Origin of the sequence: Streptomyces sp. NPDC006332 (assembly GCF_040612855.1) — a bacterium.
Classification (GTDB): domain Bacteria; phylum Actinomycetota; class Actinomycetes; order Streptomycetales; family Streptomycetaceae; genus Streptomyces.
In genome coordinates this window covers 47,021-73,283 of sequence record NZ_JBEXRA010000029.1, presented here as the reverse complement: position 1 = coordinate 73,283, position 26,263 = coordinate 47,021, and the positions used below count along the sequence as shown (strand labels likewise).

Annotated in this window: 24 protein-coding genes; 11 read left to right on the top strand and 13 right to left on the bottom strand. The window is 71.2% G+C overall.

Annotated elements, in window-relative coordinates; genetic code table 11:
* Positions 1 to 51 precede the first annotated feature (51 nt).
* Both ABZ027_RS25045 and ABZ027_RS25040 read left to right on the top strand, forming a co-directional pair.
* Positions 52 to 966 (top strand): SDR family oxidoreductase, encoded by a 915-nt coding sequence (locus ABZ027_RS25045; protein ID WP_356771986.1) that lies wholly within the window; start codon positions 52 to 54, stop codon positions 964 to 966.
* 154 nt (positions 967 to 1,120) lie between these two features.
* A complete protein-coding gene (locus ABZ027_RS25040; protein WP_356771984.1) occupies positions 1,121 to 1,816 on the top strand; it encodes a L,D-transpeptidase in 696 nt (231 codons plus the stop codon).
* Positions 1,817 to 1,904: 88 nt separating this feature from the next.
* Here the strand turns inward: ABZ027_RS25040 and ABZ027_RS25035 are convergent, their stop codons facing one another.
* Genes ABZ027_RS25035 through ABZ027_RS25020 form a run of 4 tightly spaced genes read right to left on the bottom strand, consistent with a single transcriptional unit; the run spans position 1,905 to position 6,409 of the window.
* Complete coding sequence (locus ABZ027_RS25035; RefSeq protein ID WP_356771982.1) at positions 1,905 to 3,104, bottom strand: Gfo/Idh/MocA family oxidoreductase; 1,200 nt, start codon at positions 3,102 to 3,104, stop codon at positions 1,905 to 1,907.
* 38 nt (positions 3,105 to 3,142) lie between these two features.
* Entirely contained in the window at positions 3,143 to 4,486 is a 1,344-nt protein-coding gene (locus ABZ027_RS25030; protein WP_356771980.1) for a sugar ABC transporter substrate-binding protein, read from the bottom strand.
* A gap of 10 nt (positions 4,487 to 4,496) precedes the next feature.
* A complete protein-coding gene (locus ABZ027_RS25025; RefSeq protein ID WP_356771978.1) occupies positions 4,497 to 5,426 on the bottom strand; it encodes a carbohydrate ABC transporter permease in 930 nt (309 codons plus the stop codon).
* A 17-nt stretch (positions 5,427 to 5,443) separates the two neighbouring features.
* Positions 5,444 to 6,409 (bottom strand): sugar ABC transporter permease, encoded by a 966-nt coding sequence (locus ABZ027_RS25020; protein WP_356771976.1) that lies wholly within the window; start codon positions 6,407 to 6,409, stop codon positions 5,444 to 5,446.
* A 171-nt stretch (positions 6,410 to 6,580) separates the two neighbouring features.
* Here ABZ027_RS25020 and ABZ027_RS25015 point away from each other — a divergent pair, with 171 nt between their 5' ends.
* From ABZ027_RS25015 to ABZ027_RS25005, 3 genes are all read left to right on the top strand, one after another.
* Positions 6,581 to 7,741, top strand: coding sequence for an ROK family transcriptional regulator (locus ABZ027_RS25015; protein ID WP_356771974.1), 1,161 nt, complete (start codon positions 6,581 to 6,583; stop codon positions 7,739 to 7,741).
* Positions 7,742 to 7,854: 113 nt separating this feature from the next.
* A complete protein-coding gene (locus ABZ027_RS25010; protein WP_356772064.1) occupies positions 7,855 to 8,016 on the top strand; it encodes a hypothetical protein in 162 nt (53 codons plus the stop codon).
* Between the two features lie 94 nt (positions 8,017 to 8,110).
* Complete coding sequence (locus ABZ027_RS25005) at positions 8,111 to 8,947, top strand: DMT family transporter (RefSeq protein ID WP_356771972.1); 837 nt, start codon at positions 8,111 to 8,113, stop codon at positions 8,945 to 8,947.
* A gap of 23 nt (positions 8,948 to 8,970) precedes the next feature.
* On the opposite strand, the gene ABZ027_RS25000 is transcribed toward ABZ027_RS25005, so the two are convergent.
* The gene (locus ABZ027_RS25000) at positions 8,971 to 10,323 is read right to left on the bottom strand and encodes a S1 family peptidase (protein WP_356771970.1); all 1,353 of its coding nucleotides are present in this window, start codon (positions 10,321 to 10,323) and stop codon (positions 8,971 to 8,973) included.
* Between the two features lie 91 nt (positions 10,324 to 10,414).
* Positions 10,415 to 11,410 (bottom strand): hypothetical protein, encoded by a 996-nt coding sequence (locus ABZ027_RS24995; RefSeq protein WP_356772062.1) that lies wholly within the window; start codon positions 11,408 to 11,410, stop codon positions 10,415 to 10,417.
* Between the two features lie 60 nt (positions 11,411 to 11,470).
* Between ABZ027_RS24995 and ABZ027_RS24990 the strand changes: the two genes are divergently transcribed.
* Together ABZ027_RS24990 and ABZ027_RS24985 are read left to right on the top strand one after the other, a co-directional pair.
* Positions 11,471 to 12,655, top strand: coding sequence for an aminotransferase class I/II-fold pyridoxal phosphate-dependent enzyme (locus tag ABZ027_RS24990; protein ID WP_356771968.1), 1,185 nt, complete (start codon positions 11,471 to 11,473; stop codon positions 12,653 to 12,655).
* A 39-nt stretch (positions 12,656 to 12,694) separates the two neighbouring features.
* A complete protein-coding gene (locus ABZ027_RS24985) occupies positions 12,695 to 13,081 on the top strand; it encodes a PPOX class F420-dependent oxidoreductase (RefSeq protein WP_356771966.1) in 387 nt (128 codons plus the stop codon).
* A 43-nt stretch (positions 13,082 to 13,124) separates the two neighbouring features.
* On the opposite strand, the gene ABZ027_RS24980 is transcribed toward ABZ027_RS24985, so the two are convergent.
* The gene (locus tag ABZ027_RS24980; protein ID WP_356771964.1) at positions 13,125 to 15,926 is read right to left on the bottom strand and encodes a hypothetical protein; all 2,802 of its coding nucleotides are present in this window, start codon (positions 15,924 to 15,926) and stop codon (positions 13,125 to 13,127) included.
* A gap of 252 nt (positions 15,927 to 16,178) precedes the next feature.
* Here ABZ027_RS24980 and ABZ027_RS24975 point away from each other — a divergent pair, with 252 nt between their 5' ends.
* Entirely contained in the window at positions 16,179 to 17,528 is a 1,350-nt protein-coding gene (locus ABZ027_RS24975) for a Gfo/Idh/MocA family oxidoreductase (RefSeq protein WP_356771962.1), read from the top strand.
* Positions 17,529 to 17,607: 79 nt separating this feature from the next.
* Here the strand turns inward: ABZ027_RS24975 and ABZ027_RS24970 are convergent, their stop codons facing one another.
* Both ABZ027_RS24970 and ABZ027_RS24965 read right to left on the bottom strand, forming a co-directional pair.
* A complete protein-coding gene (locus ABZ027_RS24970; protein WP_356771960.1) occupies positions 17,608 to 18,036 on the bottom strand; it encodes a zinc ribbon domain-containing protein in 429 nt (142 codons plus the stop codon).
* Positions 18,037 to 18,234: 198 nt separating this feature from the next.
* Positions 18,235 to 18,969: a TetR family transcriptional regulator gene (locus tag ABZ027_RS24965; RefSeq protein WP_356771958.1), complete on the bottom strand. Its 735-nt coding sequence runs from the start codon at positions 18,967 to 18,969 to the stop codon at positions 18,235 to 18,237.
* Positions 18,970 to 19,142: 173 nt separating this feature from the next.
* Here ABZ027_RS24965 and ABZ027_RS24960 point away from each other — a divergent pair, with 173 nt between their 5' ends.
* Positions 19,143 to 19,925 carry a peptidoglycan-binding domain-containing protein gene (locus ABZ027_RS24960; protein ID WP_356771956.1) on the top strand — a complete coding sequence of 261 codons (783 nt, stop codon included), beginning with the start codon at positions 19,143 to 19,145 and terminating at the stop codon, positions 19,923 to 19,925.
* Positions 19,926 to 20,061: 136 nt separating this feature from the next.
* Positions 20,062 to 20,553 (top strand): flavin reductase family protein, encoded by a 492-nt coding sequence (locus ABZ027_RS24955; RefSeq protein ID WP_356772060.1) that lies wholly within the window; start codon positions 20,062 to 20,064, stop codon positions 20,551 to 20,553.
* Between the two features lie 261 nt (positions 20,554 to 20,814).
* Here the strand turns inward: ABZ027_RS24955 and ABZ027_RS24950 are convergent, their stop codons facing one another.
* The 4 genes from ABZ027_RS24950 to ABZ027_RS24935 all read right to left on the bottom strand — a co-directional run bounded on the left by ABZ027_RS24950 (position 20,815) and on the right by ABZ027_RS24935 (position 25,680).
* Complete coding sequence (locus ABZ027_RS24950) at positions 20,815 to 23,214, bottom strand: SpoIIE family protein phosphatase (RefSeq protein WP_356772058.1); 2,400 nt, start codon at positions 23,212 to 23,214, stop codon at positions 20,815 to 20,817.
* Between the two features lie 171 nt (positions 23,215 to 23,385).
* Positions 23,386 to 23,952 carry an antibiotic biosynthesis monooxygenase gene (locus ABZ027_RS24945; protein ID WP_356771954.1) on the bottom strand — a complete coding sequence of 189 codons (567 nt, stop codon included), beginning with the start codon at positions 23,950 to 23,952 and terminating at the stop codon, positions 23,386 to 23,388.
* Between the two features lie 72 nt (positions 23,953 to 24,024).
* Positions 24,025 to 24,417: a hypothetical protein gene (locus ABZ027_RS24940; RefSeq protein WP_356771952.1), complete on the bottom strand. Its 393-nt coding sequence runs from the start codon at positions 24,415 to 24,417 to the stop codon at positions 24,025 to 24,027.
* 339 nt (positions 24,418 to 24,756) lie between these two features.
* Positions 24,757 to 25,680 (bottom strand): MurR/RpiR family transcriptional regulator, encoded by a 924-nt coding sequence (locus ABZ027_RS24935; RefSeq protein WP_356771950.1) that lies wholly within the window; start codon positions 25,678 to 25,680, stop codon positions 24,757 to 24,759.
* A gap of 181 nt (positions 25,681 to 25,861) precedes the next feature.
* On the opposite strand from ABZ027_RS24935, the gene ABZ027_RS24930 reads away from it, so the two are divergent.
* Positions 25,862 to 26,263 carry a DUF3662 domain-containing protein gene (locus ABZ027_RS24930; protein ID WP_356771948.1) on the top strand — a complete coding sequence of 134 codons (402 nt, stop codon included), beginning with the start codon at positions 25,862 to 25,864 and terminating at the stop codon, positions 26,261 to 26,263.

Below are 26,263 nucleotides of genomic sequence, written 5' to 3'. Positions count from 1 at the left end.
CCTGATTACCTCCGATGCTCGTAGCGACAACCGGGCATCTGGAGGCAGCACATGGCACAGCCACTGAAGGACAAGGTCGCTCTGGTCGCCGGAGCGACCAGGGGAGCCGGGCGCGGGATCGCAGTGGAGCTGGGAGCGGCCGGCGCGACCGTCTACGTCACCGGCCGCTCCACCCGCGCCCGCCGCTCCGAGTACGACCGCCCCGAGACCGTCGAGGACACCGCGGACCTCGTCACCGCGGCGGGTGGCCACGGCATCGCCGTACCGACCGACCACCTCGACCCCACGCAGGTCCGCGCCCTGGTCGACCGCGTCGCCGACGAGCAGGGCCGCCTCGACGTCCTGGTCAACGACATCTGGGGCGGAGAGAAGCTCTTCGCCTGGGACACCCCGCTCTGGGAGCACGACCTCGACGACGGCCTCAGGCTCCTGCGGCTCGCGGTGGAGACGCACGCGATCACCAGCCACCACGCACTGCCCCTGCTGCTGCAAAACCCCGGTGGGCTGGTGGTCGAGATGACCGACGGCACCACCGAGTACAACCGCGACACCTACCGCGTCAGCTTCTTCTACGACCTCGCCAAGGCGTCCGTGCTGCGGATGGCCTTCGCCCTCGGCCACGAACTCGGCCCGCTCGGCGCCACCGCCGTGGCGCTGACCCCGGGCTGGATGCGCTCGGAAATGATGCTCGAGCACTTCGGGGTGCGCGAGGACAACTGGCGCGACGCCCTCGACCGCGTCCCCCACTTCGCCATCTCGGAGACGCCGCGCTATGTGGGCCGCGCGGTCGCCGCCCTCGCCACCGACCCCGACGTGGCGCGCTGGAACGGCGCGTCCCTCTCCAGCGGCGCTCTCGCCCAGGAGTACGGCTTCACCGACCTCGACGGCAGCCGCCCGGACGCCTGGCGGTACATGGTCGAGGTGCAGGACCCGGGCAGACCCGCGGACACGGCCGGCTACCGGTGAGGGCCCAGACGCGTGGGACGGCGTCACCCGGAGTGCCGAATGTCACCGTTTCGTCGCGGTGTGAGCGGCCCTACAACCGGATCCGCCGTGCAAGGGTCTAGCTGGTTAGAGATGGCAGGACCGTGCGAACGGGACCGTATGAAGGGGGAAGGTCATGGGGGACATCCGCAGACGGGGCGCCGTCGTACTCGGGATCACCGGACTGGTGGCACCGCTCACGCTCGCGCTGGGCACCGCGCCCGCGCAGGCCGCGAGCTGCACCACACAGACCGGGCCGTACCAGAAGAAAGTGGAGAAGTTCCTCGGCCGGCCGGTCGACGGCAAGCAGTCGGCCGCCGACTGCAAGGCCATCCAGGCCTTCCAGACCAAGCACGGCATCACCCCGAACGCCGGGTACGCGGGCTCCGTCACCTGGGGCGTGATGGACCTGATGAACAAGCAGAAGGCCGTCGGGAACAACCCCAACAAGGACGGCAAGTGCCCCGTCAACAAGGGCCGCATCGCCTGCGTCAACCTGACCCTCCAGCTGAGCTGGATCCAGGACGGCAAGACGCTCGTCTACGGCCCGGTACCGGTGCGCACCGGCCGCGACGGCTACGAGACCCGCACCGGTCTGAAGAAGATCTACTGGCGGGACATCGACCACGTCTCCAGCATCTACAACGTGCCGATGCCCTACAGCCAGTTCTTCGACGGCGGTCAGGCCTTCCACTCGGTCGGCCTCAGCATGTGGAACCCGCCGGGCTCGCACGGCTGCGTCAACATGACCAAGACCACCGCCAAGAAGTACTGGTCGCTCCTGAAGAACGGCGACGACGTCTTCGTGTACGGCCGCAAGCCGGGCACCTGATCGGGGTACCCGGCCCGGCGGCGCCCCCTTAGGGGTCCTTTCACTATGCCCGTCGGGGTCGCGCGGCCTGGCATAGTGAAAGGACCCCTTACTGGGGCGCGTCCCCGAAGTCCGGGATCTCCAGCCTGACCCCGCCCTGCCGGGCCGACTCGTGCGCGAGGATGCCCGGCAGGGTGTAGCGCGCGGCCACCCACGCGTTCACCGACGGCAGCGAGCGTGTGTTGACGGCGGTCACGAAGTCGTCGACCAGGAAGTGGTGGCTTCCCTCGTGACCGTTGTGCAGGTTGTCGAACTCCCTCGGCAGCCGCGACCGGTCGTGCACCGGCGCCGACCCCGAGGTGAAGGCGGCCCGCAGTTCCGGCGCGATGTGCTGCAGCGACGGGTCGTCGGGGGACATGGTGGGCTTGGGCTCGAGGAGCTCGCTGATGTCCTTGACCCCCTTCTTGTCCTGCCACAGCGCGAACGTGGCGAGCTGCTCCATGCTTGCCTCCGTCCCGAAGAACCGGAAACGGGACTCCCTGATGTGTGAGGGGTAGCCGACCCTGCGGAACTCGTTCGTACGGAACGACCCGCCCCCGGCCACCTCGAACAGCGCGGTCGCGTTGGAGAAGTCGTTGTCGAACTGGCTGACCTCCTTGTCGAACACCCCGTCGCCGCGGTCGTCCACCACCCCGATCGCCGACACGCTCACCGCATGCGTCTGCCAGGCGCCCAGTACCCCGCCCACCGCGTGCGTCGGGTACAGCAGCGGCGGATAGCTGGCCGTCGCCTTCCAGTTCTCGCCTCCGCTGTACTGGTACGCCTCGTAGAACCCCAGGTCCATGTCGTGGACGTAGTCGCCCTCGGCGTAGAACAGCCGCCCGAAGGAGCCCTCGGCTATCTGGTTGCGGGCGTGCACGGTCGCCGGGTTGTACTGGCTGGTCTCACCCATCATGTAGGTCAGCCCGGTCGCCTTGACCGTGTCGATGATCGTCGCGATCTCGTCGGCGGTGATCGCCATCGGTACGGCGGAGTACACGTGCTTGCCGGCGTTCAGGCCCTGCACGACCAGCGGGCCGTGGGTCCAGCGCTGGGTGAAGATCGCGACCGCGTCGACGTCCTCCGACTCCAGCATGGCCTGGTACGAGGGGAAGGTGCCCCTGAGGCCTTCGGCCGCCGCGAGTTGCTCGGCCCGCTCGGGGAGCAGGTCGGTGACGTAGACGTCGCTGACGCCGGGGTGGGCCAGGAACAGTTTGGCGAACTGGCCCGAGAACTGTCCGGCGCCGACGATGCCGAGGGAGAACGTCATGGGTGGCGTGCCCTTCAAAGGAGGTGAGACTGAGCGGTTCACTGGTCGAGGATCAGATTGATCTGGTCGTTGGTCTGGTCGAGGCTGCTCACGGACTTGCCGTTGCCGTAGATGTCCTCCATGGCGGGCTGCATCAGCGCGGTCACGTCCGCCGCGTAGTTGGTGATCGGGTAGGAGAAGGTCCGGGCGTGCTTCTTGTCGGCCACCGGGCCGGTGAAGGCCGACACGTCGATGCCCTTCTTCCGGTAGGCGGCGATGGCGGCGTCGGTTCCGGCAGGGGTGGCGGGGAAGACGACTCCGTACTTGCCGACGACGGTCTGGCACTTGTCGGAGGACAGGTACTTCACCCACTTGCGGGCGCCCGCCTTGTTCTTGGAGGCCTTGGTGATGGAGTCGGCGAGGCCGTTCATCATGGTGGCGCGCTTGCCACTCGGGCCGGCAGGGGTGAGGGCGGTTTTGACGTCCCTGCCCTTGAAGGCGCTGTACGTGGAGATCATCCATGCGCCGTCGAAGACGGCGGCGGCCTTGCCCGCGGCGACCTGCGTGTTGCCCTGGTTGGACTGGATGTTGTAGTCGGAGAAGGGGGCCATGTAGCCCTTCTCGGCCAGGCCGAAGTACCACTTGATGGTGGACTGGAAGGTCTTGCTGTCGTACTGGTACTTCGTGCCCCAGCGTGCCTTGTCCGTGTAGCTCCACCCGGCGGAGCCGGTGAAGGGGCTCCACTGCGTCTGGCCGTCGGCGAAGCCGCCGCCCTGGGTGCCCAGGCCGTACACCTTGACGTGCTTCTTGTCGAAGCCCGGCTCGTCGCCCCGTTTGCCGTTCCGGTCGACGGTGAGGTGGGCGATGGCCTTCTCGAAGGTGCCGCCGTCCTTCGGGTTCCACGAGAGACCGTTGAGCTGGTCCGCGGTGAGACCGGCGTCCTTCGCCATCTTGCCGTTGTAGAAGAGCGCGACCGTGTCCCAGTCCTTGGGGGCCCCGTAGCGGTGACCGTCCTGGCCGATCCAGTTGGCGGCGAGCCCCGGCTGGTAGTCGGACGCCTTGACGTCCAGGTCGTCGAGCGGCTCCAGCACCTTCAGGTCGGCGAACTGGCCGAACTTCTGGATGTGGTCGGTGAACACGTCCGGCTGGGTGCCCGCGATGAACCCGGCGGTGAGCTTGGTCCAGTAGTCGCTCCAGCCCAGCTGGGTGATCTTCACGTTCAGACCGGGGTTCTCCTGCTCGAACCCCTTCGCGCAGGCCTGGTAGGCGGGCAGCTGGTTGGCGTCCCACAGCCAGTAGGTCACGGTGTGCGCGGACGACCCTGTGGCGTCGCCCTTCGCGCAGCCGGTCAGCAGGGACAGCGCCAGCGCCCCGGACAGCGCGGTCAGCGTACGAAGTCGCATCAGAGGTCCCTCACTTGATCCCGGTGAAGCCGATGGAGCTGACGATGCGGCGGGCGAAGCAGGCGAAGAGCACCAGCATCGGCAGCGCGGCGATGAGCGTGGCGGCCGTGAGCCCGGACCAGTCGACGCCGGTCGCGGGGGTCTGGGCCCGGAAGATCGCCAGGGCCACGGTCAGTACGCGCGAACTGTCGCTGTAGGAGACCATCAGCGGCCAGAAGTAGTCGTTCCAGGCGGTGATGTACGTCAGCACGGACAGCGTGATGATCGGCGTCGACGCCATCGGCAGGACCACCCGGAAGAAGATCTTGACCTTTCCGGCGCCGTCGAGCAGCGCGGCCTCCTCGACCTCGCGGGGGATGTTCATGAAGAACTGCCGCAGGAAGAACACCGCGAACGGGGTCATGAAGAGGCTGGGCAGCGCGATCCCCAACAGCGTGTCCACCAGGTGGAGTTGCTTGATGAGGACGAAGTTCGGCAGCAGGGTGAAGATGGTCGGCACCATCAGTCCGGCCAGGAACAGGCCGAACACCTTGTCCCGTCCGCGCCAGCGCAGGCGTGCGAACGCGTACGCGGCCATCGCGGAGAAGAAGATCTGACAGCCGGTGATCAGCGTCGAGACGACCACCGAGTTGAGCAGGTAGCGCCAGAAGTCGAGTCCGCCGCCGGCGCCGCCCTGCGCGATGGCCTCCTTCGCCGACTGCAGCCCGAGCGCCCGCTCGAAGCCGCTGCCGGTGAGGCCGACGGGGAGGAGGCTGGTGGGGTCGGAGCTCAGGCCCGCGTTGGTGGACAGCGCGGTGCGCAGGATCCAGTAGAACGGCAGCAGGGTGATGAGGACGATGAGTCCCATCACGGTCCAGGCGGCGGCTCGCCCGAGGGAGAGCCTGCGCCTGACGGGTCGTACGGTCGGCGGTGCGGTCGTCGCGGTGGTCACGGCAGCCATGTCGGTGCTCCTTTCCGTCAGCCGAGGTCGCTCTGGCCGGCCCGGGTGAGCCGGTACTGCAGGACGGTGATCGCGCTGAGCACGACCAGCAGGGCGACGGACATCGCCGACGCGTAGCCGAACTGGAAGCGGCCGAAGGCGGATCCGTAGATGTAGAACTGGAGCACGTTGGTCGCGTTCGCGGGGCCGCCCGCGGTGGTCACGGCCACGGTGTCGAACACCTGGAAGGACCCGATCACGGTCATGATCAGCACGACCGCGAGCACCGGGCGCAGCAGCGGCATGGTGATCCGCCAGAACATCCGCCACTCGCTCGCGCCGTCCACCTTGGCGGCCTCGTACATGTCGTTCGGTATCGCCTGGAGGCCGGCGAAGAGCAACAGGGCGGTGTAGCCGACGTGGCGCCAGACGTTGATCAGGGCGATGGTGGGGATCGCCCAGGTCTCGTCGGCCAGGAACGGGATGCGATCGAACCCGATGGCGCTGATGATCTCGTTGCCGATGCCGAGCTGGGTGTCGAGGATCCACAGCCAGACCAGGCCCGCGACGACATTTGACATCAGGTACGGGGTGAGCACGATGCCCCGCAGCAGGGCCGACTGGGTCAGCCGCTGCAGCAGGACCGCGATGGCGAGCGCCGCCACCGTCTGGATGCCGATGTTGATGACCACGTACTCGACGGTGACCTTCAGCGAGTCCCAGAAGATCGGGTCGTGCACCATCCGCACGTAGTTGTCGAGGCCCACCCACTCCGCCGGTGTGAGCAGGTTGAAGCGGGTGAAGCTGAGATAGATACCTCGCAGGGTCGGCCAGAGCAGGAAGACCACGAACCCCAGGAACGCGGGTGCGATGAACACGGCGGCCAGGCGTCCGTCGCCCCCCGTCTCACCCGCCCTCGCCCGGCCGGTCCTCGGCTTGGTCCGTGCGCCCTCGGCGTCGCCCACGGGCAGACGCGACGGAGGGCTGCTGGAGGCGATAGTCATCGGGGGACTCCCTCGTCTACGGCGGCTCGTCCTCGGGCACTTACTTTTGTGGCGGAAGAATCCAGGCGTCAAGGGTTGCGGCAAACATCTTTTCCAGGCATCTGATCTGCCCTAGATTGGCCATGTTGTTTTCGTTGCAAAATAAACGGGCCCGGGGGGAGACTGACCTTCATGACCGCAGGTACCGCCAGCTGGCTACCGCTGAGTGCCGGCGAGCGCTCGGTGGCGATCGAGGTGCTCGTCCACGGCCCGCTGTCGCGCACCGAACTCGCGCGACGCCTGGACCTCTCGCCGGGAAGCCTCACCCGCCTGACCAAACCACTGATCGAGTCGGGCCTCCTGATCGAGGCCCCCGAGGCAGGGTCCCCGGCCGAGGCGCGCCAGGGGCGACCTTCGCAGCCCCTCGACGTCGTCGCCGAGTCCCGCTCCTTCATCGGTTTCAAGATCACTGAGGACATGGTCTACGGCGTGGTCACCACCCTCAGGAGCCACATCGTCGCCCGCCATGACCGCCCGCTCACCACCCACGACCCGGCCCGCGTCGTCGATCTGCTCGCCGAGATGACGGACGAACTCGCCCGCGAGCACCCCCGGCTCGCCGGGATCGGCATCGGCGTCGGCGGCCTGGTCCAGGACCGGGCCGTGGTGGGGGAGTCGCCGTTCCTGGACTGGAGCGAGGTCCCGCTGGCCGCGCTCGTCAAGGAGCGCACCGGCCTCCCGGTGGTCGTCGAGAACGACGTCGCCGCCCTCGTCGAAGCCGAGACCTGGTTCGGTGCCGGCCGCGACCTCGACCGCTTCGTGGTCCTCACCATCGGCGCCGGTATCGGCTACGGCCTCGTCCTGAACGGCACCCGCGTGCCCTACGCCGAGGAGGACCGCGGCTTCGGCCGGCACTGGATCGTCAATCCCAACGGCCCGCTCACGCCGGAGGGCGAACGCGGCAGTGCCGTCTCCCTGCTCACCATCCCCAACATCCGCTACCAGGTACGGGCCGCCACCGGGGGCGACCACAGCTACGAGGAGATCCTCGCCCTCGCCGCGGCCGGAGCGGTCATGCCCGCCCGGGTCATCGACGAGGCGGCACGCGCCCTCGGCGTCCTGGTGGCCCAGATCGCCAACTTCGTCCTGCCGCAGAAGATCCTGCTCGCCGGAGAGGGCGTCGGGCTGATGGACGTGGCCGGCAAGGTGGTGGAGGACACGGTCCGGGCCCACCGGCATCCGCTGGCCGCCCCGCTCGACCTGGAGACCAAAGTGTCCGACTTTCACGACTGGGCCCGCGGCGCGGCGGTGTTGGCGATCCAGGTACTGGTCCTGGGCTCGGCGGCGGCGTGAAGTCCCAGGCGGGAGTCGGTAGATGAGACGTGATCAGTAACACTGTCCGGAATGTCTGATTGGCTCGTGATTACTCACATCGCCTTCACCTCCGGAACCGTATGCTTCACATCATGTCCACCAGTGTTGAACCCGCTACCGAACGTTCGGCTGACGAGGTCAACGAGGAGATCCGGGCTCTGTGGCTCCGGTCGGGCGGGACACTGAACGGCGAGCAGCGCGAGGAATACCGGCGCCTCGTCCTCGAGTGGGCCGCCGCGGCCCCCAGTCGGTGAAGGCGGCCTGAACACCGCCGCTGACCCCGCCTGAGGCCGCTGCCCACGGCCGTCGCCCGGTATGGGACCCCGCCCCCGGGGCACCCCTGACCGGATGGGCCCTCTCCTCGCTCTCGCCTCGGCCGTCACCTACGGCATCGTCGACTTCGCAGGCGGTCTCCTGTCCCGCCGAGTCCACTTCGCCGCCGTCACCGCCCTCGGCCAACTGGGCGGGCTCGTCCTCGCCTGCGCCGCCGCGCTGATGCTGCCCGCCGACTCCGTACACTCCGCGGACATCCTGTGGGGCGCGCTCTCCGGCGTCGGCAGCGCCACCGCCATGCACTTCCTCAACCGCGGCCTGAGCCACGGGGCGATGAGCGTCGTGGTGCCCGTGAGCGCGGTCACCGGCGTCGCCCTGTCCGTGCTGTGCGGGGTGCTCCTCGGGGACCGGCCCGCACTCCTGGCCTGGGTGGGCATCGTCGTCACGGCGCCCGCGCTCTGGCTGGTCTCCGGCGGCGCGGGCACCGAGGACGGCGAGAGCGCCGGCGGCGGAGCGGCGGACGGCCTGCTGGCCAGTGCCGGCGTCGCCGTGCAGTACATCGCCCTGGCTCAGGCCGACGCGTCCAGCGGACTGTGGCCGGTGGCGGCGGGCCGGTTGGCCGCCGTCCTCGTCCTGCTGCCGGGCGCGGCCCGGCACACCGGCCGGCTGAGGATGCCACCGGCGGCGCTCCTCCAGGCGCTGATGGTCGGGGCGGGGGCCGCCCTCGGTCTCGTCCTGTACCTGCTCGCCGCGCAGCGCCAGATGCTGGCCGTCGCCGTGGTCCTGGCCTCCCTGTACCCGGCCCTCCCGGTGGTCCTGGGACTCGCCCTGCTGCACGAGAAGATCACCCCACGGCAGACCACCGGCCTGCTCGGAGCCGCCGTGGCCACCGTCCTGCTGACCATCGGATGAGGCCGGGCCCGCCATGGCCGAGATCAGTTCCACGTGGCCGAGTAGTACTGCCGGTACGCCTTGCGGTCCTGCTCGGAGCGGATGTACCGGGTGGCCGCCAGGGCGACCAGACTGCCCGCGATGACCAGCAGTCCCGGCCCCATGTTCCGGCTGTCCGTCAGCCTGGACAGCAGCGACTCGTCGTTCGCGCCCCCCGCCACCGTGGAGCCGGGCGAGGCCGAACCGGCCGCGCCCCGCGCGCCCGACGCGGTCGGCGCCGGACCGCCCGAGCCGGCGGCCGGTGTCGCCACCAGCAACTTGACGTTGAGATCCGCCAGCGCCTCCGTCACCGGCTCGAAGAACGTCGTACCGCCGGTCGTGCAGTCGCCGCTGCCGCCCGAGGTCAGCCCGAGCGCGACCCCCTCGGAGAACATCGGGCCGCCGCTGTCGCCGGGTTCGGCGCACACGTTCGTCTCGATCAGGCCGGTGACGGTGCCCTCGGGATAGTTCACCGTCGCGTTCAGCGCCGTCACCTCGCCGTCCCGCAGCCCGCTGGTGCTGCCGCTGCGGAACACCCGCTGGCCGACCTCCGGATCGGCGGCGCCCGTGATCTGCACCCCCTTGCCGTCCCCGATGGACACCACGGCGGCGCCGTCACCCGCCTTCCCGTCGGCGTACTGCACCAGGGAGAAGTCATTGCCGGGGAAGCTCTGCGTGACCGTCTTGCCCACCCGCTTGGTGGCCTTGGAGTCCTCGAACCAGATGGAGCCGGTGGGACCGCAGTGCCCGGCGGTGAGGATGAAGTCGCTCTGCCCGTTGGTCACGTTGAAGCCCGCCGAGCAGCGTCCGCCGGTCGACAGGATCGCCTGCGCGCCGTTGACCCGGGTCGTGAAGGTGCCCTCGGTGCGCTCCATACGCACGAAGCCGCCGATCCCGCTCGCCATCCGCGTCATCCGCGACCAGTCGTCGGCCGAGACCGTTCTGTCCCCCCGTACCACGATCTCGTTGGTCTTGTAGTCCATCGACCACGCCGTGCCCGCCACCCTGGGTGCCGAACGCAGCGTCGTGGTCGCCGACTTGAGCTCGTTCATGCTGTGCGACACGACCTTCGCCGTGGCGCCCGCCTGCTGGACCTCGGCCGCCGCGTCCTTGTCGGTGACCGCGACCACCGGCCGGCCGTCGGCGCCGATCCAGGTTCCCGCCGTGCGGGACGGACCGAGCCGTGAGACAAGACCCGAGGTCATGTCCCCGGCCTCCTGCGCGAAGGTCCGCGGAACAGTGGTGGCGGGAGGCTCACTGGCCATGGCCCGCGTGACCATGGTCCCTCCCAGGAGGAGTCCGCCGACGGCCGCCAGTCGTGTCACTCGCCGGACGACCCTTCGTCGTGCGTGCCTCATGCATGGCTCCCGAACCCCGAACTCGTCAACACCGCGGGGCGCTCCCGTCGTTGCGCACCCTCCTTCCATACGTGGGCGGGGCCGGGGGTGTTCACGCCACGGGTGATCTCTCCTCGCCGACCGGAACCAGACTCAGCCGGCTGCGCTCGTCGCCCCACACGGACGTCGCACCGACATAGGGCCGCAGCAGGGCGGTCAGCGGGGGATCGGCACGCCCGTTCAGTTCGTCCGAGGCGATCTTGCGGGCGATGCCGGCGAGGAAGTCGGCGACCTGCACCCGCGGATCCCGGCGCGCCTCCACCAGTGTGAGCCCAGCCAGGCCCACCCCCGCCCGACGGGTCATCGTGGCGATCCAGGCGATACGTTCCGGGGTCAGCATGTTCTGCCGGTCGTGGACCAGCCGCACCGGCCTGCCGCCCGCGCTCCAGTGGGCCGCCGTGGCGACGATGGCGGGCAGCAGCGGATTGAGGACCGGGACCAGGGTGGGGCCGTCCCCCAGGCCCGCCCGGTAGGCGACGGCGCGGGGCCGGGCCGACGCGAGCCGGTCGAGGAGGTCCGGCACGCCGGCACCGGGTTGCGCCTCCCGCAGCGCGTCGACCTCACGGAAGAAGGCCTCGACGGGCGCCTGCGGCTCCCCGTCGTTCCTGACCCGCAGCAGCTGGTTGGCCGCCGCCAGGAACTCCCGCCACCGCTCGTCGCCGAACGCGCCCCGGCCCGCGCGGTACAGCGTGACGGCCTCGGTCTGCGCCGATCCGGGGCCGAGCAGCAGGTCGACCGCACGGTCCACGACGAAGAAGGTCTTCTCGGTGAGGTGCACATGGGCGCGCCCATGGATCGGGCCGGCCGGTGCGAGCAGCCACTCCAGCACCGCCCGGTGTTTCTCCCGCAGCAGATGGTTCGCCTTGTACTCCTCCGCCGGGGAGCGGATCCGGTCCCGGATCTCCTGCACGGCCGCCGCGGCGTGCGCGACGGGCAGCCGCACACTCGCGTGCGCGAACACGTCGGTGTTCCCGCCGGTGAGGTTCTCCCCGTCCGAACCCGACTCGTCGCAGGCGACCTCCAGGAGCCCGCCCGTCGCCGCCGACATCGCTTCCCGTGCACCGTCCTCGTCACTCCAGGTCACGCCCGAGCCCCCTATCTTGTGCCCATGACCAGGATCCCGCACGAACCGTCCGGTGAACCGAATCCGCTGCGCGTCCTCACCCTCGACCGCCTCCGACGTCGTACCAGCATGAAGTGGCGCACCTATCCCGAGGACGTGCTGCCCCTGTGGGTGGCCGAGATGGACGTGCCGCTCGCCGAGCCCGTCGTCCGCGCGGTCACCGACGCGCTCGCGCTCGGCGACACCGGCTACCCCGCCGGGACCGCGTACGCCGAGGCGCTCGCCGAGTTCGCCGACCGGCGGTGGGGCTGGGACGGGCTCGCGGTGGACCGCACCGCGATCGTGCCCGACGTGATGCTCGGCGTCGTCGAGATGATCGAGCTGGTCACCGGGCCCGGCGATCAGGTGGTCGTGAACCCGCCCGTGTATCCGCCGTTCTTCCCGTTCATCGAGCACATGGACCGGCGGGTGGCCGAGGCGCCACTGGGCCCGGACGGCCGGATCGACCTCGACATCCTGGAGGAGACCTTCCAGCGGGCGGTGGCCGGCGGGCGGACGGCCGCCTACCTGCTGTGCAGTCCGCACAACCCGACGGGCACCGTGCACACCGCCGACGAGCTCACCGCCGTCGCCGCCCTGGCCGACCGGTACGGCGTGCGTGTCGTCGCCGACGAGATCCACGCGCCGGTCCTCGCCGCCGGCGTGCGCTTCGTGCCGTACCTCAGCGTGCCGGGCGGGGAGAGCGGGCTGTCACTGATGTCGGCGTCCAAGGGGTGGAACCTCGCCGGGCTGAAGGCCGCACTCGCCGTCGCCGGATCCGAGGCCGCCGCCGACCTCGCGCGGCTGCCCGAAGAGGTCGGGCACGGCCCGAGCCACGTCGGTGTCCTCGCCCACACCGCCGCCCTGCGGGACGGCACCCCCTGGCTGGACGCCCTGCTCGCCGGCCTCGACGACAACCGGCGCCTGCTCGCCGAGTTGCTCGGCGCCCGTCTCCCGGAGATCACCTGTCGTCCCGGCGAGGCGACGTATCTCGCCTGGCTCGACTGCCGTGCCCTCGGTCTCGGCGACGATCCGGCGGACACCTTCCTGCGCCGCGGCCGGGTGGCCCTCAGTTCCGGGCTCCCCTTCGGCACGGGCGGCGCGGGACACGTCCGCCTGAACCTGGCGACCTCCCCGGAGATCCTCGAGGAGGCGGTACGACGGATGGCGGCGGCGCTCGGCCGGACCTGACCTGCCCCGTCGCGGTCGCCGCGGGACTAGACTCCCGCCATGGACGACACGCCGCTCGGACGCCTGGGCTCGGGCAAGTATCTGCTGGTCACCAGCTTTCGGAGGAACGGCACCTCGGTCGCCACCCCGGTGTGGGTGGTGCGCGACGGCGACACGCTCGGCGTGTGGACGGTGGCCGACTCCTGGAAGGTGAAGCGGATCCGGGCGCGCGGCGATGTGCTGGTCGGCCCCTGTGACGTGCGGGGGAATCCGACCGGCGACCAGCTCCCCGCCACCGCCGAGATCACCGACGCGGCGACCACCGCCCGCTACCGCGAGCTCCTCGCCCGCAAGTACGGGATCCTCGGCCGTCTCAGCCTGCTGGGCAGCAAGCTGCGCCGAGGCCTGGACGGGACGGTCGGTATCCGGGTGACCCTGGAGCCGTGACGCGTGGGGCGGACCGTGCGGCCCGCCCCACGCGCTCGTCGGACTACGGCGCGTCCAGCACCGTGCCGGTCAGCTGGGGCCCGCCCTCCTGAGGCTGCCCCGACTCGTCGCCGAACCGGAAGCGCACGGACTCGGCGGGTTCGGACACCGCGTCCGTCACGGTGGGGAGGGTCACCTCCGTGCCGGTCTCACCGACCGGCACGGGCGCCTGCAGATACACGTAGTCCGCCTGGGACAGCGGGCGCTCCGGGTCCGGGTCGAGGCCGAAGGTGTCCGTCAGCCACTGCGGGTCGACGTCCTTGGTGGACAGCTCCGAGCCCTCGGTGACCGGGGCCGCCACGAAGAAGGGCCAGATCTCCACGTCCGCGGCCTCGGACAGGGACAGCCGCCACCTCAGGGGCTGCCCCTCGGTCACCCGGTCCGCGAGCGGCTTCGCGCTCACCGTCGGAAACCGGTCGTCGTTCCGCACGGTGACCCCGCCGTGCGGTGAACCGACGACCGCGTTGCGGACCGCCTTCACCGCGACGTCGTACCGCCGGTCGTCCGAGTAGCGGGTGTTGCCCTCCACCCGCACCGGTACGTCGATGTCCCGGCGGCCGGGCCGCACGGTCACGAGGCGGTCCTCGGCGGTGTCGGTGACCGGGTCGCTGACGTACACGCGCACCTGACCGCTGCCCTGTCCGGCCACCCGCACCGGAACGCGGTAGGTCCGGACGCCCGAGTCGCCCTCCCGCACCGACACGCGGCCGATGTCCACGCGCGGCAGCGCGGCCTCCCGGACCGCGGGCGTGCCCGGCCGCCAACCCCAGGCGTCCATCAGCCAGGCGTGCCCCGACCCTGAACGCGGCGTCAACTCAAGGGACTTGACGTGCTTGAGGTCGAGCCCCGCCCGTGCGGCGGCGGTGAGCGGGACCCGCACCTCGCGGGCCCAGTAGGACGCCGTACGGTCGCTGCCCGGGAGCCCGTCGACCCGGACCCGTCCGACGGTGGCCCGTCGGCCGGAGGAGTCGGCGAGGGCCACGTCGAGCTGTGTGCCGGTGGTGTTCGGCGGCACGATCACCCGCAGCGCCAGGTCCTTGGCGCCGGAGAGGGACAGCGGCGTGGCGGGACGCACTCGCGTCACCGAACCGGGCGACGACCACGAAAGCGCCACGGCACGGCGCGCGGTCTCACGGTCCGTGTCCCATCGTGCGAAGTGCGGGGAGACGGCGGCACTCTCCGGGCCCAGACAGGCGACCGCCGGATCGGGGTCCACCGCCGAGCAGAGCCGTCCGCCGGTCACCGTGACCGGCCCGTCGGGCAGGAACCCGGCGCCCCTTTTGGCGCCGACGGCATGCGTAAGGACGCGGGCGGGATCCGCCGAGGGTGCTCGGCGGCCCGAGCCGTCGACAAGCGGGCGCACCTTGTCGTCCCCGGCGACGAACAGCCGGGCCGCGGCGGCGATGTAGGTGGCGCCGGCCTTGTGCTGCTGGTCGGCGGTCAGCCGGGCCGGGGCGTCCGCCGAGCACAGCGGGTCCCGGGGCTGATCGGGCTGCTCCTCGTCCTCCCAGAAGTCGTCCCAGGAAGGGGCCACGGACTGCCCAGGGGTCCACTCGCTGTTGAAGTAGTTGTGGTTGGCGCCGATCATGTACACGGCGCTGTGCAGGGCCGTGCCCCGGCTCACCCCGCGGGTCCCGTCCACGTAGACCTCGCCCTGCAGATCGGAGACGTCACCGTCGCAGCCGGGCAGGATCGTCATCGACGGCACGTCCGCGACCGGGTTCTGGCCGAAGATCGTCGGCCCGATGAGCACATTTCCGCGGATGTGCCAGCGCACCCGGCCGCGGTAGCCGTCCTGGTCGGCGGGCGGCGGGTAGAGGCTGTCCATGGCGGCCCGGTTCACGCCCTCGCCGCCGCGGGAGTGCCCGACGAGCAGCACCCGGGACAGGTCGGCCTTCGGCGCGGCGCGTACGACGGCCGGTGCCGTGCCCGGGTGGGCGGTCCACTCGGCCCAGCGGCCGAGATGCCGCCGCACCAGCGAGGAGCGCGCCTGGGCGCCGGCGTCCTCGAGGTCCCCGTCCTGGCCGTTGATGCCGTTGGCCGAGATCGACACGGTGACATAGCCCTGGGAGGCGAGCAGCTTCTGGTCGCGCAGATAGCCCTTGTGGCTGGGGATCTCGGTCGTACCGGCCGGGCAGGGCCAGTCGATGTTCACGTCGTCCTCGGTGCCCCCCGGCTGGTAGCAGGTGGGGTGGCGGCCGTGCAGGAAGAGCGCGAGCGGGCGGCTGCCGGTGGCTCCCTTGGGGGCGACCACCTCGGCGCGCATCTCGACCGGCACGGCAAGGCCGGGCAGCCGTACCGGGTCGAGCTGGTACTCCCCGCTGACCGTGCGGTACGAGCCGGGCTTTCCGGGGTCGACGGCGCCCGCCGGGAGCGGGGCGGGCGGCTGCGCGGCGGCCCGGGAGTCCCGCCCACGGAGCCTGCCGGCCGGGTCTGGGGGAGCGTCCAACTGCCTTCCCCCGGACCAGACATGAAGGTCCGTCAGGTTGGACGTCCGGGCTTCGTCGAGGTCCAGACGGAAGGTCCGCCCGTCCTTCCCCGCGGTCGGCAGCCCGAGCAGCCGGTCACCGGCGTGGAACTCGACGCGCGCGTCTCCCATGGGCACGCGATCGGGCGCACGCCAGACCAGCTCGCGCTCGGTGCCCTCCCCGCTGAACCGCCAACCCGGCGGAAGCCCGCGGTCGGCGGTCGCGGCACTGGACGGCCCCGCTCCGGGCGGCTGCTGAGCCTGGGCCGGTCCGGGTGACCCCGCCAGGGCCGCCAGTACCGCCACGGCGGTCACACATATTCGCCGGGCACGGATCAATGTCCCCTCCTCGTAACTCACCGAGCGGACCAGCGACGCGCCATCAGCCGCCGGTCGCCCACCACTTGCCGTATACGCGGCGCAACTCGCGGGCCCAGGCGCCCCGTTCGCCACTGAGGCCTCGCGTCACGGAGGACGGGCAGGGCTCGCTGTGGGTTGTCTGTGGAGCGGAACTCGTCGGTGACCGATGACGCGATCGAGTCGCGGGGGAGTCGAGGACTAGGCGGCCCCACCCTTGGGGAAGCGCTTTCCATGAGTCGAACCACCCGTCACCGCGCCGCCGTCGTCGGCACCGGCCACCGCGCCCAGCTGTTCACCCGGGCCCTGGCCGAACGCCCCGGCCACCGCGTCGCCGCCCTCTGCGATCCCAGCCCCACCCGGATGGCCTTCCACAATTCACTGCTGACCGCGGCCGGTGAACCCGTCGCCACGACGTGGGAGCCTGACCGCTTCAGCGACATGCTGGCCGCGGAGGACATCGACGAGGTCGTCGTCACCACGGTCGACGCCGAGCACGACCGCTTCATCGTCCCGGCCCTGAACGCCGGCTGCCGGGTGGTCACCGAGAAACCGATGACGGTCGACGCGGACCGCTGTGCCCGCATCCTCGACACGGTCCGGGACACCGAGAACTCCCTGACCGTGGCCTTCAACTACCGCTTCAACCCCGTCCACGAGAAGGTCCGCGCGATGCTCGCCGACGGCGCGATAGGCGAGGTCCTGTCCGTCCACTTCGAGTGGCTGCTCGACGTACGGCACGGTGCCGACTACTTCCGCCGCTGGCACCGGGACAAGCACCGAAGCGGCGGCCTCATGGTGCACAAGTCCGGCCACCACTTCGACCTGGTCAACTGGTGGCTCGCCGACGAGCCGCAGGACGTCTTCGGCTACGGGCGACTCGGCTTCTACGGCCCCGAGGCGGGCGCCCGGCACGGACTGCGCCGTGACTACGACCGCGCCCATGACGCCGCGCCGGCCGCCGACGACCCCTTCGCGCTGGACCTCACCGCCGACGACACCCTGCGCGCCCTCTACCTGGACGCCGAACCCGACAACGGATACGTCCGCGACCGCAACGTCTTCGGCGGCCCCGTGACCATCGAGGACGACATGGCCGTCCTGGTCCGCTACGCCCGGGGCGCCACGATGACGTACCACCTCACCGCGTACTCCCCGTGGGAGGGCTACCGGGTGATGTTCAACGGCAGCGCGGGCCGACTGGAGCTGGAGGTGGAGGAGAGCCGCTGGCAGCCGCCCCGCAGCCGGATCACCTCGGGCAGCGGCGCGGTGCACGGCGACACGGCCGCCGAACACGCGGGCGGGGCCCGTCTCACCCTCCGTCCGCTGTGGCGGCCACCGGTCGACGTCCCGCTGGTCACCGCGCACGAGGCCCACGGGGGCGGTGACCCGCGCATGCTGGACGCCCTCTTCGGGCCGGTGGGCTCGGGACAGCCGGCGGACACCGGGGCCGAAACCCACCCGACGGCCACCGAACGGGACGGCGCTCTCGCGCTGGCCGTCGGTCTGGCGGCCAACCAGTGCTTCGAGTCGGGGCTGCCGGTGCGGGTGCGCGACCTGGTGCCGGGGGTGTGGCGGCGGTAGGGCTTGTCGTGTGCGAGGCCTGCGGGTGACCTGCGTGAGGGAGGTTTCCCGGACGGCCGGGCAGGGGGAGGAGGGTTCGTCAGATCCAGGCCCGGTAGGGCTCGTCGAGCAGTTGGAAGACCGGCTCGCCGCGCACCGGATCCTGAGCCGTGGACAGTCGCACCCGGTCACCGCTGTGGATGCCGATGAGCGGGCCCATGACCCGGCCGCGCACGACGAAGCCCTCCGACATCTCGATCAGCGACACGTTGCGTGCGGCGGGAGTGTTGCGGTGCACCACCGTGGCGTGGCGGACCGTCCCCGTGCCGCCGCTGCGCTCCGTCCGCAGATCGCTGCCCTGGCAGACCGGGCACAGCAGTCGGTGGTACATGGCGGTGGCACACCAGGTGCAGCGCTGGAAGAGGATGGCCTCGCTGTCGGCGCTCCGCAGGGCCTCGCTCCTGGGTTCCAGCAGGCCCGCGGCAGAACCGGCTGTCTGACGAGCAACGCTTCCTGAAGGGTGGTACATGCTGGTCAACTCCCTGCACTCGGCCGGAATCCCGCGCCCGGATCACCGTGCGCGCACGTGCCCGGCTCACCGTGCCACCGTGCACGCGCCCAGCGTATGGCACTGAGTGCCACTCGTAAAGGCACTCCGTACCCCCGATCTCGGTCACACTGATCTCGTCCCTGAATCGGACCCTGATGTCGGTCACCCTGCGATCGGTCAGTCGCGCCCCAGCGTGGTCTCGATCTCCTGGACCACCCGCCACAGCGGGGCCCCACGCCGGGAGACGACGACCACCACGTCCTCGGGCTGCTCGGCGACGAACGGCTGCGGAGCGGCGCCGAAGGCCGACCGCACGTACCCGAGGGCGTGGTCGACCGTGGCGCTCGCGTCGCCCTGGCCGTCCGAACGCAGCCAGGACCGCAGCGCGTTGTTGTGGGCCGCGACCACGGCGGCGGCGATCACGTCGGCCTGCAGGGTGCCGTCGGGCCGGCCCGCGAACCGGGCCCGCAGGTACTCGGCGAGGGCACGCTCGTAGCGCCACACCACGGACAGCTCGTACGCGCGCAGGCCCGGTACCTTCTTGGTGAGGCGGTAGCGCTGGACCGAGAAGGTCGGGTTCTCGGCGTACATCCGCAGCACCAGCCGGGCCGCGTCGCAGACCCGCCCCACGGGTTCCTCGGTGTCGTCGCCGGAGGCCAGGAACTCCGTCATGTCGGCCAGACAGCGCTCGTGGTCGGGGAAGACCACGTCCTCCTTGGAGGGGAAGTAGCGGAAGAACGACCGGCGGCCGACCCCGGCGAGCGCCACGATGTCGTCGACGGTGGTCTGCTCGTATCCCCGCTCCAGGAACAGTCGGAAGGCCGCCGCGACGAGCGCGTCCCGCATGGGCGGCTTCGCGGCCGCCGCCTGCGCCTTCTCACCGCGGCGGGGCGTCGCGCTGCTGGAGCTCATGGACGGGAACGTAGCACCTGGTCGGACCAGATGGCACTCAGTGCAGTGGACTGAGGGAACTGAGTGCTCTGTGCCGACCGGGGCGGCCGACGCTGAACTCCTCGCCCCACCGCGACGTATCCCTCCCCGGGGGATGCCGCAGGTCCCTGAGCAGGGGACGGAAGGAGAGCAGCGTGCCGACACCGCCCGACCAGGGCTCGCCTCAGGACAGGGAGCCCCTGGAACCGATCCGTGTGCTGCGTCCGCGCCGCACCGACGCCCTCGCCGAGCTGATCAGGGAGTACCGGGAGCAGAACGGCATCTACGACCGGGAGCAGCCAGGCCCCCAGGACCGGGAGCAGCCAGGCGCCCCCCACCGAGAGCAGCGAGGCGCCGACGACCGGGAGCGGAACCGCGTCTACGAGTCGGTGGCCCTGGTCACAACGCCGCCGCACGCCGAGGAGGAGACACAGGAACTCCCACCCGTCGCGCCCGTCCGGCGCCCGGCCGCACGCGGGGCTCGCCGCGACCGGCCAAGGCATCTGCGTCGCTCGGCCGTCGTCGGTGCCGTCGCAGCCGCCGCGGTGATCGGCTTCGGCTGCGCGTTCCTGCTGCCCGGCCGCAGCGACACATCCGCCGCGCCGCCCCCCGCCCCATCCGCCCCGACGTCCGTCCCGACGTCCGCCGCGCCCGCCGCACCCACGTCGGCCGCGCCCACGCCGACCGCCCCGTCCGGCGCGATCGACCCCGACGGCGCCGGAACCCTCCGCGAAGGAGCCGACGGTCCCGAGGTCACCGACCTCCAGCAGCGCCTGCTGCGCATCCCGGACGTCTACACCGACGGCTCCACCAGCGGCCGCTACGACGCCACCCTGACCGAGGCGGTGGCCCGCTTCCAGCTCTGGTACGGCATCCGCGGCGACGAGACAGGCGTCTACGGCGACGACACCCGCCGCGACCTGGAGTCCCGTACCTGAGGCGGACGAGCCGGCGGCTGCCAGGACGACCTCTCCTGCCCGGTATGTCATTCCGGACGGCGTGGGTACCCGTGCCGTGATGGGCTGGGGCCGGGACACCGGCCGCGGGTGACAGGACGAACGGATGCGGAGCGGTATGACGGGCATGGACGCGTTCATCGACCGGCTGAACCCCGACATGTGTGTGGTGACCGCGACCGCGGACGGAGAGCGGGCCGGGTGTCTGGTGGGCTTCTCCTCCCAGTGCTCCATCAACCCGGCGCGCTTCGTGGTGTGGCTGTCCAGGATGAACCACACCTACCGGGTGGCCCGCTCGGCCCGACACCTCGGCGTGCATCTGCTCACCCGCGAACAACGGGACCTGGCCGAGCTGTTCGGCTCCCGCACCGGCGACCGTACGGACAAGTTCGAGCACGTCCGCTGGCAGGAGGGGCCACAGGGAGCGATCGTGCTGCGGGACGCGGCGGCCTGGTACGTCGGCACCGTCATGCTGCGTGCCGACGCGGGCGACCACGTCGGTTTCGTCCTCGACCCGGTGGCGGCCGGCGCGCGGGAGGACGCGGACGACGGACCGCTGCTGCGACTCGACGAGGCGAAAACGATCCCGCCCGGTCACCCGGCCGACTGAGATCCCGCCGCGAACTCGAACATCAAGCAACGGATGGGGAAAACCACGGCGAAAACACCCCGCGGACGCCAGCATGGGCGCACCCCCGTCAGGGGCCCCGTACGTCCTGAACGAAGGCCACGCCGATGAGCGGCTCCCGTATCCCGGGCCTGGTGCTGCCCGCCGTATTCCTGCTGGCCCTCGTGGTGGGCGTGGTCTGGTACTGGCGACACCGTGACGAGGAGTGACAGCGCGGCGGGCGCGGCATGGTGCCGCCGCCCGTCACTCCGGCTCGGTCGGCACCCGGATGTCGACGACGCAGACGTCGTCCCGCGGGTCGTCCCGGAGCAGGGCGGCGAGCAGCGGTCCCAGGGAGTCCAGCCCGTCGGGGTGGTGGCTGACGACAGCCTCCGCGAGCCGCTCCAGGCCGAGGTCGATGCTCTCCCCGGGCCGCTCCACCAGACCGTCCGTGTACAGGATGAGCCGGTCGCCCGGTTCCAGACGGAACTCCGACTCCGTGTAGAGCGGCGAGGAGCTCGCACCGAGCAGCATTCCGCGTGGGCGCTCCAGGTAGCGCACGACCCCGTCGCGCAACAGCAGCGGCGGAGGATGGCCCGCCTGCGCCCACACCAGACGGCGCTTGCCCGGGCTGTAGCGGGCCAGGACCATGGTCGCGGCGCCGTGGGAGTCCCGGGAGTGCAGCAGCAGGGTGTTGAGCCGGGCCAGCGCGCCGGTCAGGGACGATCCGGTGATGACCATGCCCTTGGCGGTGAAGCGGAGCTGGGCCATCGTGGCGACGGCGTCGATGCCGTGACCGGCGACGTCGCCGACCACGAACAGCGCGTCGCCGTCGGGCAGTTCTATGGCGCTGAACCAGTCGCCGCCGACATGCAGCCCCGTCTGGGCGGGCAGATAGGCGACCTCGACGCGCAGCCCGGCCAGCCGCACCGGCCTGGTGGGCAGCGGCAGCAGCGCGTGCTGGAGCCGGGCGGCCAGGGTGCGCTCGGCGCGCAGCACGCCGTGCTGGGTGAGGTTCTGCTGCTCGCTCTCCACCAGGGCGAGTTCCACGCTGCGTTGCGCGGTGAGGTCCTGGACGAAGCCGTGCACCTCGACGGGCGTGCCGTCGAGGTCCGTGAGTGCCTCGGCGACGACCCGCAGATGCCGGATCCCGCCGCCCGCCCGGATCCGGAACGGCACGTCGAACGCCCGTCCCGTCTCCACCAGTTCCCGGATGGCGCGGGCCAGGGCCGGCGCGTCCTGGGGCAGGGTGTGGGCCGGGAGCTCGGCGAGGGGGATCGTCCCCTGATCGGGGGCCCGGTCGAAGATGGCGAAGACCTGGGACGACCAGCTGCCCTCGTGCGTGACCAGGTTCCAGTTCGCCCAGCCCAGATTGCCCAGCCGCTGCACGTCCGCCAGCCGCTGCTCCTGTCGGTCCGAGGACTCGCGCCGGATCCAGGTGACCACCAGTCCGTCGCCCAGCCGGGCCGCCCGTAGGGTGTACAGGGAGAGTTCCGCGACCCCGGACACGATCTCCTGGCTGGCGAACGGTTCGCTTTCGAACGGCTCCCCGGTGGTGAGCGCGCGCAGGCAGCCCTGCCACAACTCCTCACCGGCCATGCTCGGGAAGCACTCCAGGATCCTGCGGCCGACCAGCTCGTCCCCGGCGCGACCGACGATGTCGACCGTGTCCGCCGTCGCCGCGTCGATGCGGTAGTCCTCGACCCCCAAGGCCCCTGTCCGCAGCGGGGTCACCAGGATCGCGACACCCGGCAGCGAACCGAACACGGCCTGTGCGGACCCGGTCGTGTCGTCGGCCGGTACCTGCTGGGCACCGAACGAGCGCAGCGGTCCGGCGCACAGCCGTGGCACCGCCCGCAACAGGCGCCGGACCGACGGTGTGAAGGCGCCCTCGCGGGTGCGCAGGACGCCGAGGCAGACATCGGCGGTCTTCCCTGCCGACAGGGGCAACCAGGCCCGGGAGCGCCAGCGCTCGGGCGGATCCCCGATGAGCAGGTACCGCTCCCGGTCCGCCTCGATGTCCTCCAGCCACTGCGGATCCCGTGCCCGCAGCGCCTCCAGCGCGGCCACCCCGGTCAGCGGTGGCACGTGGCACCACTGGGCGGCGAGCGTGTCGTCGATGCCGGCGTGCCCGATGAGTTCGAGGCCCCCGGTGGCCAGTTGCTGGTAGAGCATGATCCCGTCGGCACCGGCGGCCGGCGCCAGGTGTTCCAGCAGGCACCGGGCGAGTTCCTGCGGGGTGCGCACACCCACCAGGGCCTCACCGAGACGGCCCAGGGCGGCCAAGTCGTCGTCCGCGCCCTCGGCGTCGTTCGTGCCGTCGACGTCGGCGTCTGCCTCGGTGCCGGCCCTGTGGTGGGTGGTCGGGACGCCGGTTGCGTGCGCCGGGTCGCCGGGCCTGGCGAGGGTGGGCCGGGGTTCGTGCACGGCGCCGTGCACCGGGGGCACCAGGCCGCCCAGGGCGACCCAGCACTCTTCCGTCAGCGTGCGGTTGGCGGCCTTGGCCCGCCGCAGCAGCTCCTCGACGGCCTCGTCGGGAGTGCACCTGCTCAGCGCCATCAGCGCGCCCTTGGCCCGCTCCAGGACGGCGGACGTGACTGCCTGGTCCCGCAGCCGGTCCATCTCGGCACGCTGCCGGGCAACAACCTTGGCCAGCGCAACCATTTCAGGCAGGGTGCCGGGCTCGGCGGGGCCGGCGGGCTCGCTCGTCACACGACGAGCATTGCACACGAGGCCCGCTTGAATCGCCTGCTTGTGCATGGAGATCGCATGTACCGGAGAGACCGGTGAGACCGGTCGCCGCCCGCCGACCTGTCTGTCTGCCCGCCCACGACGTCAGCGGTCCGGCGGGGGGTACAGCCACAACCGCAGCAGGCGGCTGAGCCCCGGCATCACCAGGTACGTCAGGACGGGCAGCAGCACCAGCGGGAACACGGCGGCGCGCAGCGGCAGCGGCCAGCCGGCGGAGACGGGAGTCACCAGCCACTGGATCAGCAAAGTGAAGGGATAGGCACCGAGGAACGTGGTGAGCACCATCTTCCAGCGGGGCGGGGCCTGCACGGTGGTGCCCGGCAGACTGAACCAGGCCTCCATTCCGGTCGTCGACTGGCGCTCGCTGCCGATCTCCGTGGCGATGCCCTCGATCCGCTGGTGCCAGGTGCCGCGCTCGTCCGACTCCAGCCAGGCCGCGAGCCGACTGGGATCCGACCAGCGCAGCACGGCGTGATAGCGGTGACCGTCCTCGGGGCGCAGCCACGAGACGCCCTCGTTGCCCGGGAACCGTCTGGCGCAGTCGGCGATCTGGTGCGTCCACTCCTCGAACTCGTGCTCGTGGCCCGGGCGCACCTGCCAGGTGAGGACCGTGGTGATCGGCTCGCCGCGCCGTGCTTCAGTGGTGCTCATGTTCACCACGGGTGCCACCTGACCGGTTCGTCATGCCGCCCCGGGCCCGAGCAAGGCGTCCAGGCCTGGCCCTCAGCGACCGTGCGTGTGGTCGACCAGGGCCTGCGCGACCACACGGACGCTGCGGGCGATGTGCTGCAGTTGCCGGACCTCCGCCGCGTAGAGCTTGATGGTGTGCTCGATGACCGACTCCGGCAGGCCCAGCGCGGGCAGATCGGCCCGGGCCGTCTGCAGGGCGGTGCGGGCGACGCGGACCTCGTGCTGCACCTGGATCTGCGCGTGCCGGGCGAGCAGCACCGGGTGCCGGATCAGCGCCGGGTAGCTGGCATAGCGGGCCGGTACCAACTCGCGCAGCCACTTGGCGGCCGAGCGCTCCCAGTCGTAACTGCCGGGGGCCTTGACCTGGCACGGCCAGTCCGGGCCGGTGCGGGTGGTCGTCCGCGTGGAGGTCAGGGGCATGGTCATCGCTTCCGGGTGTGCGGCGTCGTGCGGGTGGTCCGACGGGTGGGCGGCCCCGGCCTAGGGGATGGCCGGGGCCGCGAACGGGCGTTCGCGCAGGCGATGCCCGGCCCGGACATCCTCGGCGCCGACGCGGGTAGGAGACGGCGGCTTCGGGTGTCCGTCGGTGTGGAACGGGTCCCGGTGCGGGCCGGGGCACGATCCGTGAGCAGTATTTATATATGCCGTTCGCTTTGCAAGGCGTATGAAAACATTCATACGTAATATGTCGCAGAAGACCCTTGATGTTCCGATCTGCCCTGATTGGCGGGGTGCTCTGATCGGCGAGGTGTCCGGACGTGGTGGTCAGTCCCGGAGGAAGAACTGGTGCTGATCGGAGATCTGCTCGTACTCCTCCAGCCGAGCCTGCGTGCGCTCCGGGTCGGCGTCGGTCATCGCCTGGAGCAGCGCGGCGGCCATCACACCCGGGGCCGCGTAGGAGTCGAAGACCAGACGGGAGCCCGTGCCGACGGCGAACACGGCGTCCGCCTCGTCGGCCACCGGCCCGAGAGCCAGGTCGGTGATCAGCGCGACCTGCAACCCGGCGCTGCGCGCGACGCGTACCGCGGTCAGGGTCTCCTGGGCGTGCCGGGGCATGGAGAACGCCAGCACCCAGGTGCCGCCGGCCTCCCGCGACTGGAGCAGCGCGTCGTAGGCGACGCTGCCGCCCCGTGTCACCAGCCGTACGTCGGGGTGGACACGGCGCGCCGCGTACGCGAAGTACTCGGCCAGGGACGCCGAGATGCGCAGCCCCAGCACCGTCAGGGGGGTCGACCGGGACAACTCGCGGCCCACACCGATCACCTGGTCGGGATCGACGAAGTCCCGCCGCAGGTTCTCCAGGTTCTCGATCTCGGCGTCGACGGCCGCCTGGAGTTCGTTGCTCCCGTTCTCCTCCGCCGCCGCGGGCCCGCCGGCGAGGGTGCCGAGCGCGATCGCCTGGAGCTTCTCCCGCAGCGCGGGGTATCCGCTGAAGCCGACGGCCGCGGCGAACCGGGTCACCGAGGGCTGGCTGACGCCGACGCGCTCCGCGAGATCGGTGATCGACAGGAAGGCGGCCTCGGTGATGTGCTCGATCAGGTACTGGGCGATCCGCCGCTGCCCGGGGGACAGCCGGGGCCGGTCGAAGAGCGCCCTGAGCTGGGACGTCGGGGAGGCCTCCGCCTCCGGTGCGGTCTTTCCGGAGGTGATCGAGGATGACTGTGCGCGTGCCTGCTGCGGCGATGGCACCGGTGCGCCTCCTTTGTCTCCCACGGACGTTCAACATAGCCCACCCACCCTGGTGACCAGGGCTTGCGCGGCGTCATCCGGCCGCGGCGAGAAGGACGGATACACGCGTGCACGTCGGGAACCCGCCTGGCGGACCGGTCGACATCAAGGAGCGGCACCGGGCGACTTCAAGGAGGAGCGAATGAGCGCGATCAGCGCGCTGGAACAGGCCCTGGAAAGCCGGTGGGAGGCGCTGTGGGCGCGGGTCGCCGACAAGGACCCCGTCGAACTCCTCGACGCGTTGCGGGCCGAGTGCGACCGCAACGTGGTCGTCTGCAGCGAATCCCGGGTGGTGGTCCCCAACGCCTACGACGTCGAACTCGCCGACGGCGTGCACGACGAGATCACCCGCCGGGGCACCAGCGTCGGCCAGGAGCTCACCGACGCCCTGATGCGGCACGCGGAGCAGAAGGGCTACGAATGGGCCGGCCCGCTCACCGTGCACATCACGAGGTCCTCGGCCGTGCCCAACGGCCGCTACCACGTGGCCAGCAGGGTGATGACCCACGTGAGCGCCGAGGGATTCCAGCATGTGACGCACTAG

Bases quoted from the DNA above. Each gene is read 5' to 3' on its own strand.
- ABZ027_RS25035 (WP_356771982.1), bottom strand. From the start codon at position 3,104: ATGACGTTCTCCCTCGGCATCGTCGGCGCCGGACAGTTCTCGGGCCAG.
- ABZ027_RS24990 (WP_356771968.1), top strand. From the start codon at position 11,471: ATGACCAGGATCCCGCACGAACCGTCCGGTGAACCGAATCCGCTGCGC.
- ABZ027_RS24955 (WP_356772060.1), top strand. From the start codon at position 20,062: ATGACGGGCATGGACGCGTTCATCGACCGGCTGAACCCCGACATGTGT.
- ABZ027_RS24950 (WP_356772058.1), bottom strand. From the start codon at position 23,214: ATGGTTGCGCTGGCCAAGGTTGTTGCCCGGCAGCGTGCCGAGATGGAC.
- ABZ027_RS24945 (WP_356771954.1), bottom strand. From the start codon at position 23,952: ATGAGCACCACTGAAGCACGGCGCGGCGAGCCGATCACCACGGTCCTC.
- ABZ027_RS24930 (WP_356771948.1), top strand. From the start codon at position 25,862: ATGAGCGCGATCAGCGCGCTGGAACAGGCCCTGGAAAGCCGGTGGGAG.
- ABZ027_RS25045 (WP_356771986.1), top strand. From the start codon at position 52: ATGGCACAGCCACTGAAGGACAAGGTCGCTCTGGTCGCCGGAGCGACC.
- ABZ027_RS25020 (WP_356771976.1), bottom strand. From the start codon at position 6,409: ATGACTATCGCCTCCAGCAGCCCTCCGTCGCGTCTGCCCGTGGGCGAC.
- ABZ027_RS25015 (WP_356771974.1), top strand. From the start codon at position 6,581: ATGACCGCAGGTACCGCCAGCTGGCTACCGCTGAGTGCCGGCGAGCGC.
- ABZ027_RS24940 (WP_356771952.1), bottom strand. From the start codon at position 24,417: ATGACCATGCCCCTGACCTCCACGCGGACGACCACCCGCACCGGCCCG.
- ABZ027_RS25030 (WP_356771980.1), bottom strand. From the start codon at position 4,486: ATGCGACTTCGTACGCTGACCGCGCTGTCCGGGGCGCTGGCGCTGTCC.
- ABZ027_RS24970 (WP_356771960.1), bottom strand. From the start codon at position 18,036: ATGTACCACCCTTCAGGAAGCGTTGCTCGTCAGACAGCCGGTTCTGCC.
- ABZ027_RS24985 (WP_356771966.1), top strand. From the start codon at position 12,695: ATGGACGACACGCCGCTCGGACGCCTGGGCTCGGGCAAGTATCTGCTG.
- ABZ027_RS25010 (WP_356772064.1), top strand. From the start codon at position 7,855: ATGTCCACCAGTGTTGAACCCGCTACCGAACGTTCGGCTGACGAGGTC.
- ABZ027_RS25005 (WP_356771972.1), top strand. From the start codon at position 8,111: ATGGGCCCTCTCCTCGCTCTCGCCTCGGCCGTCACCTACGGCATCGTC.
- ABZ027_RS24995 (WP_356772062.1), bottom strand. From the start codon at position 11,410: ATGTCGGCGGCGACGGGCGGGCTCCTGGAGGTCGCCTGCGACGAGTCG.
- ABZ027_RS25025 (WP_356771978.1), bottom strand. From the start codon at position 5,426: ATGGCTGCCGTGACCACCGCGACGACCGCACCGCCGACCGTACGACCC.
- ABZ027_RS24975 (WP_356771962.1), top strand. From the start codon at position 16,179: ATGAGTCGAACCACCCGTCACCGCGCCGCCGTCGTCGGCACCGGCCAC.
- ABZ027_RS24965 (WP_356771958.1), bottom strand. From the start codon at position 18,969: ATGAGCTCCAGCAGCGCGACGCCCCGCCGCGGTGAGAAGGCGCAGGCG.
- ABZ027_RS25000 (WP_356771970.1), bottom strand. From the start codon at position 10,323: ATGAGGCACGCACGACGAAGGGTCGTCCGGCGAGTGACACGACTGGCG.
- ABZ027_RS25040 (WP_356771984.1), top strand. From the start codon at position 1,121: ATGGGGGACATCCGCAGACGGGGCGCCGTCGTACTCGGGATCACCGGA.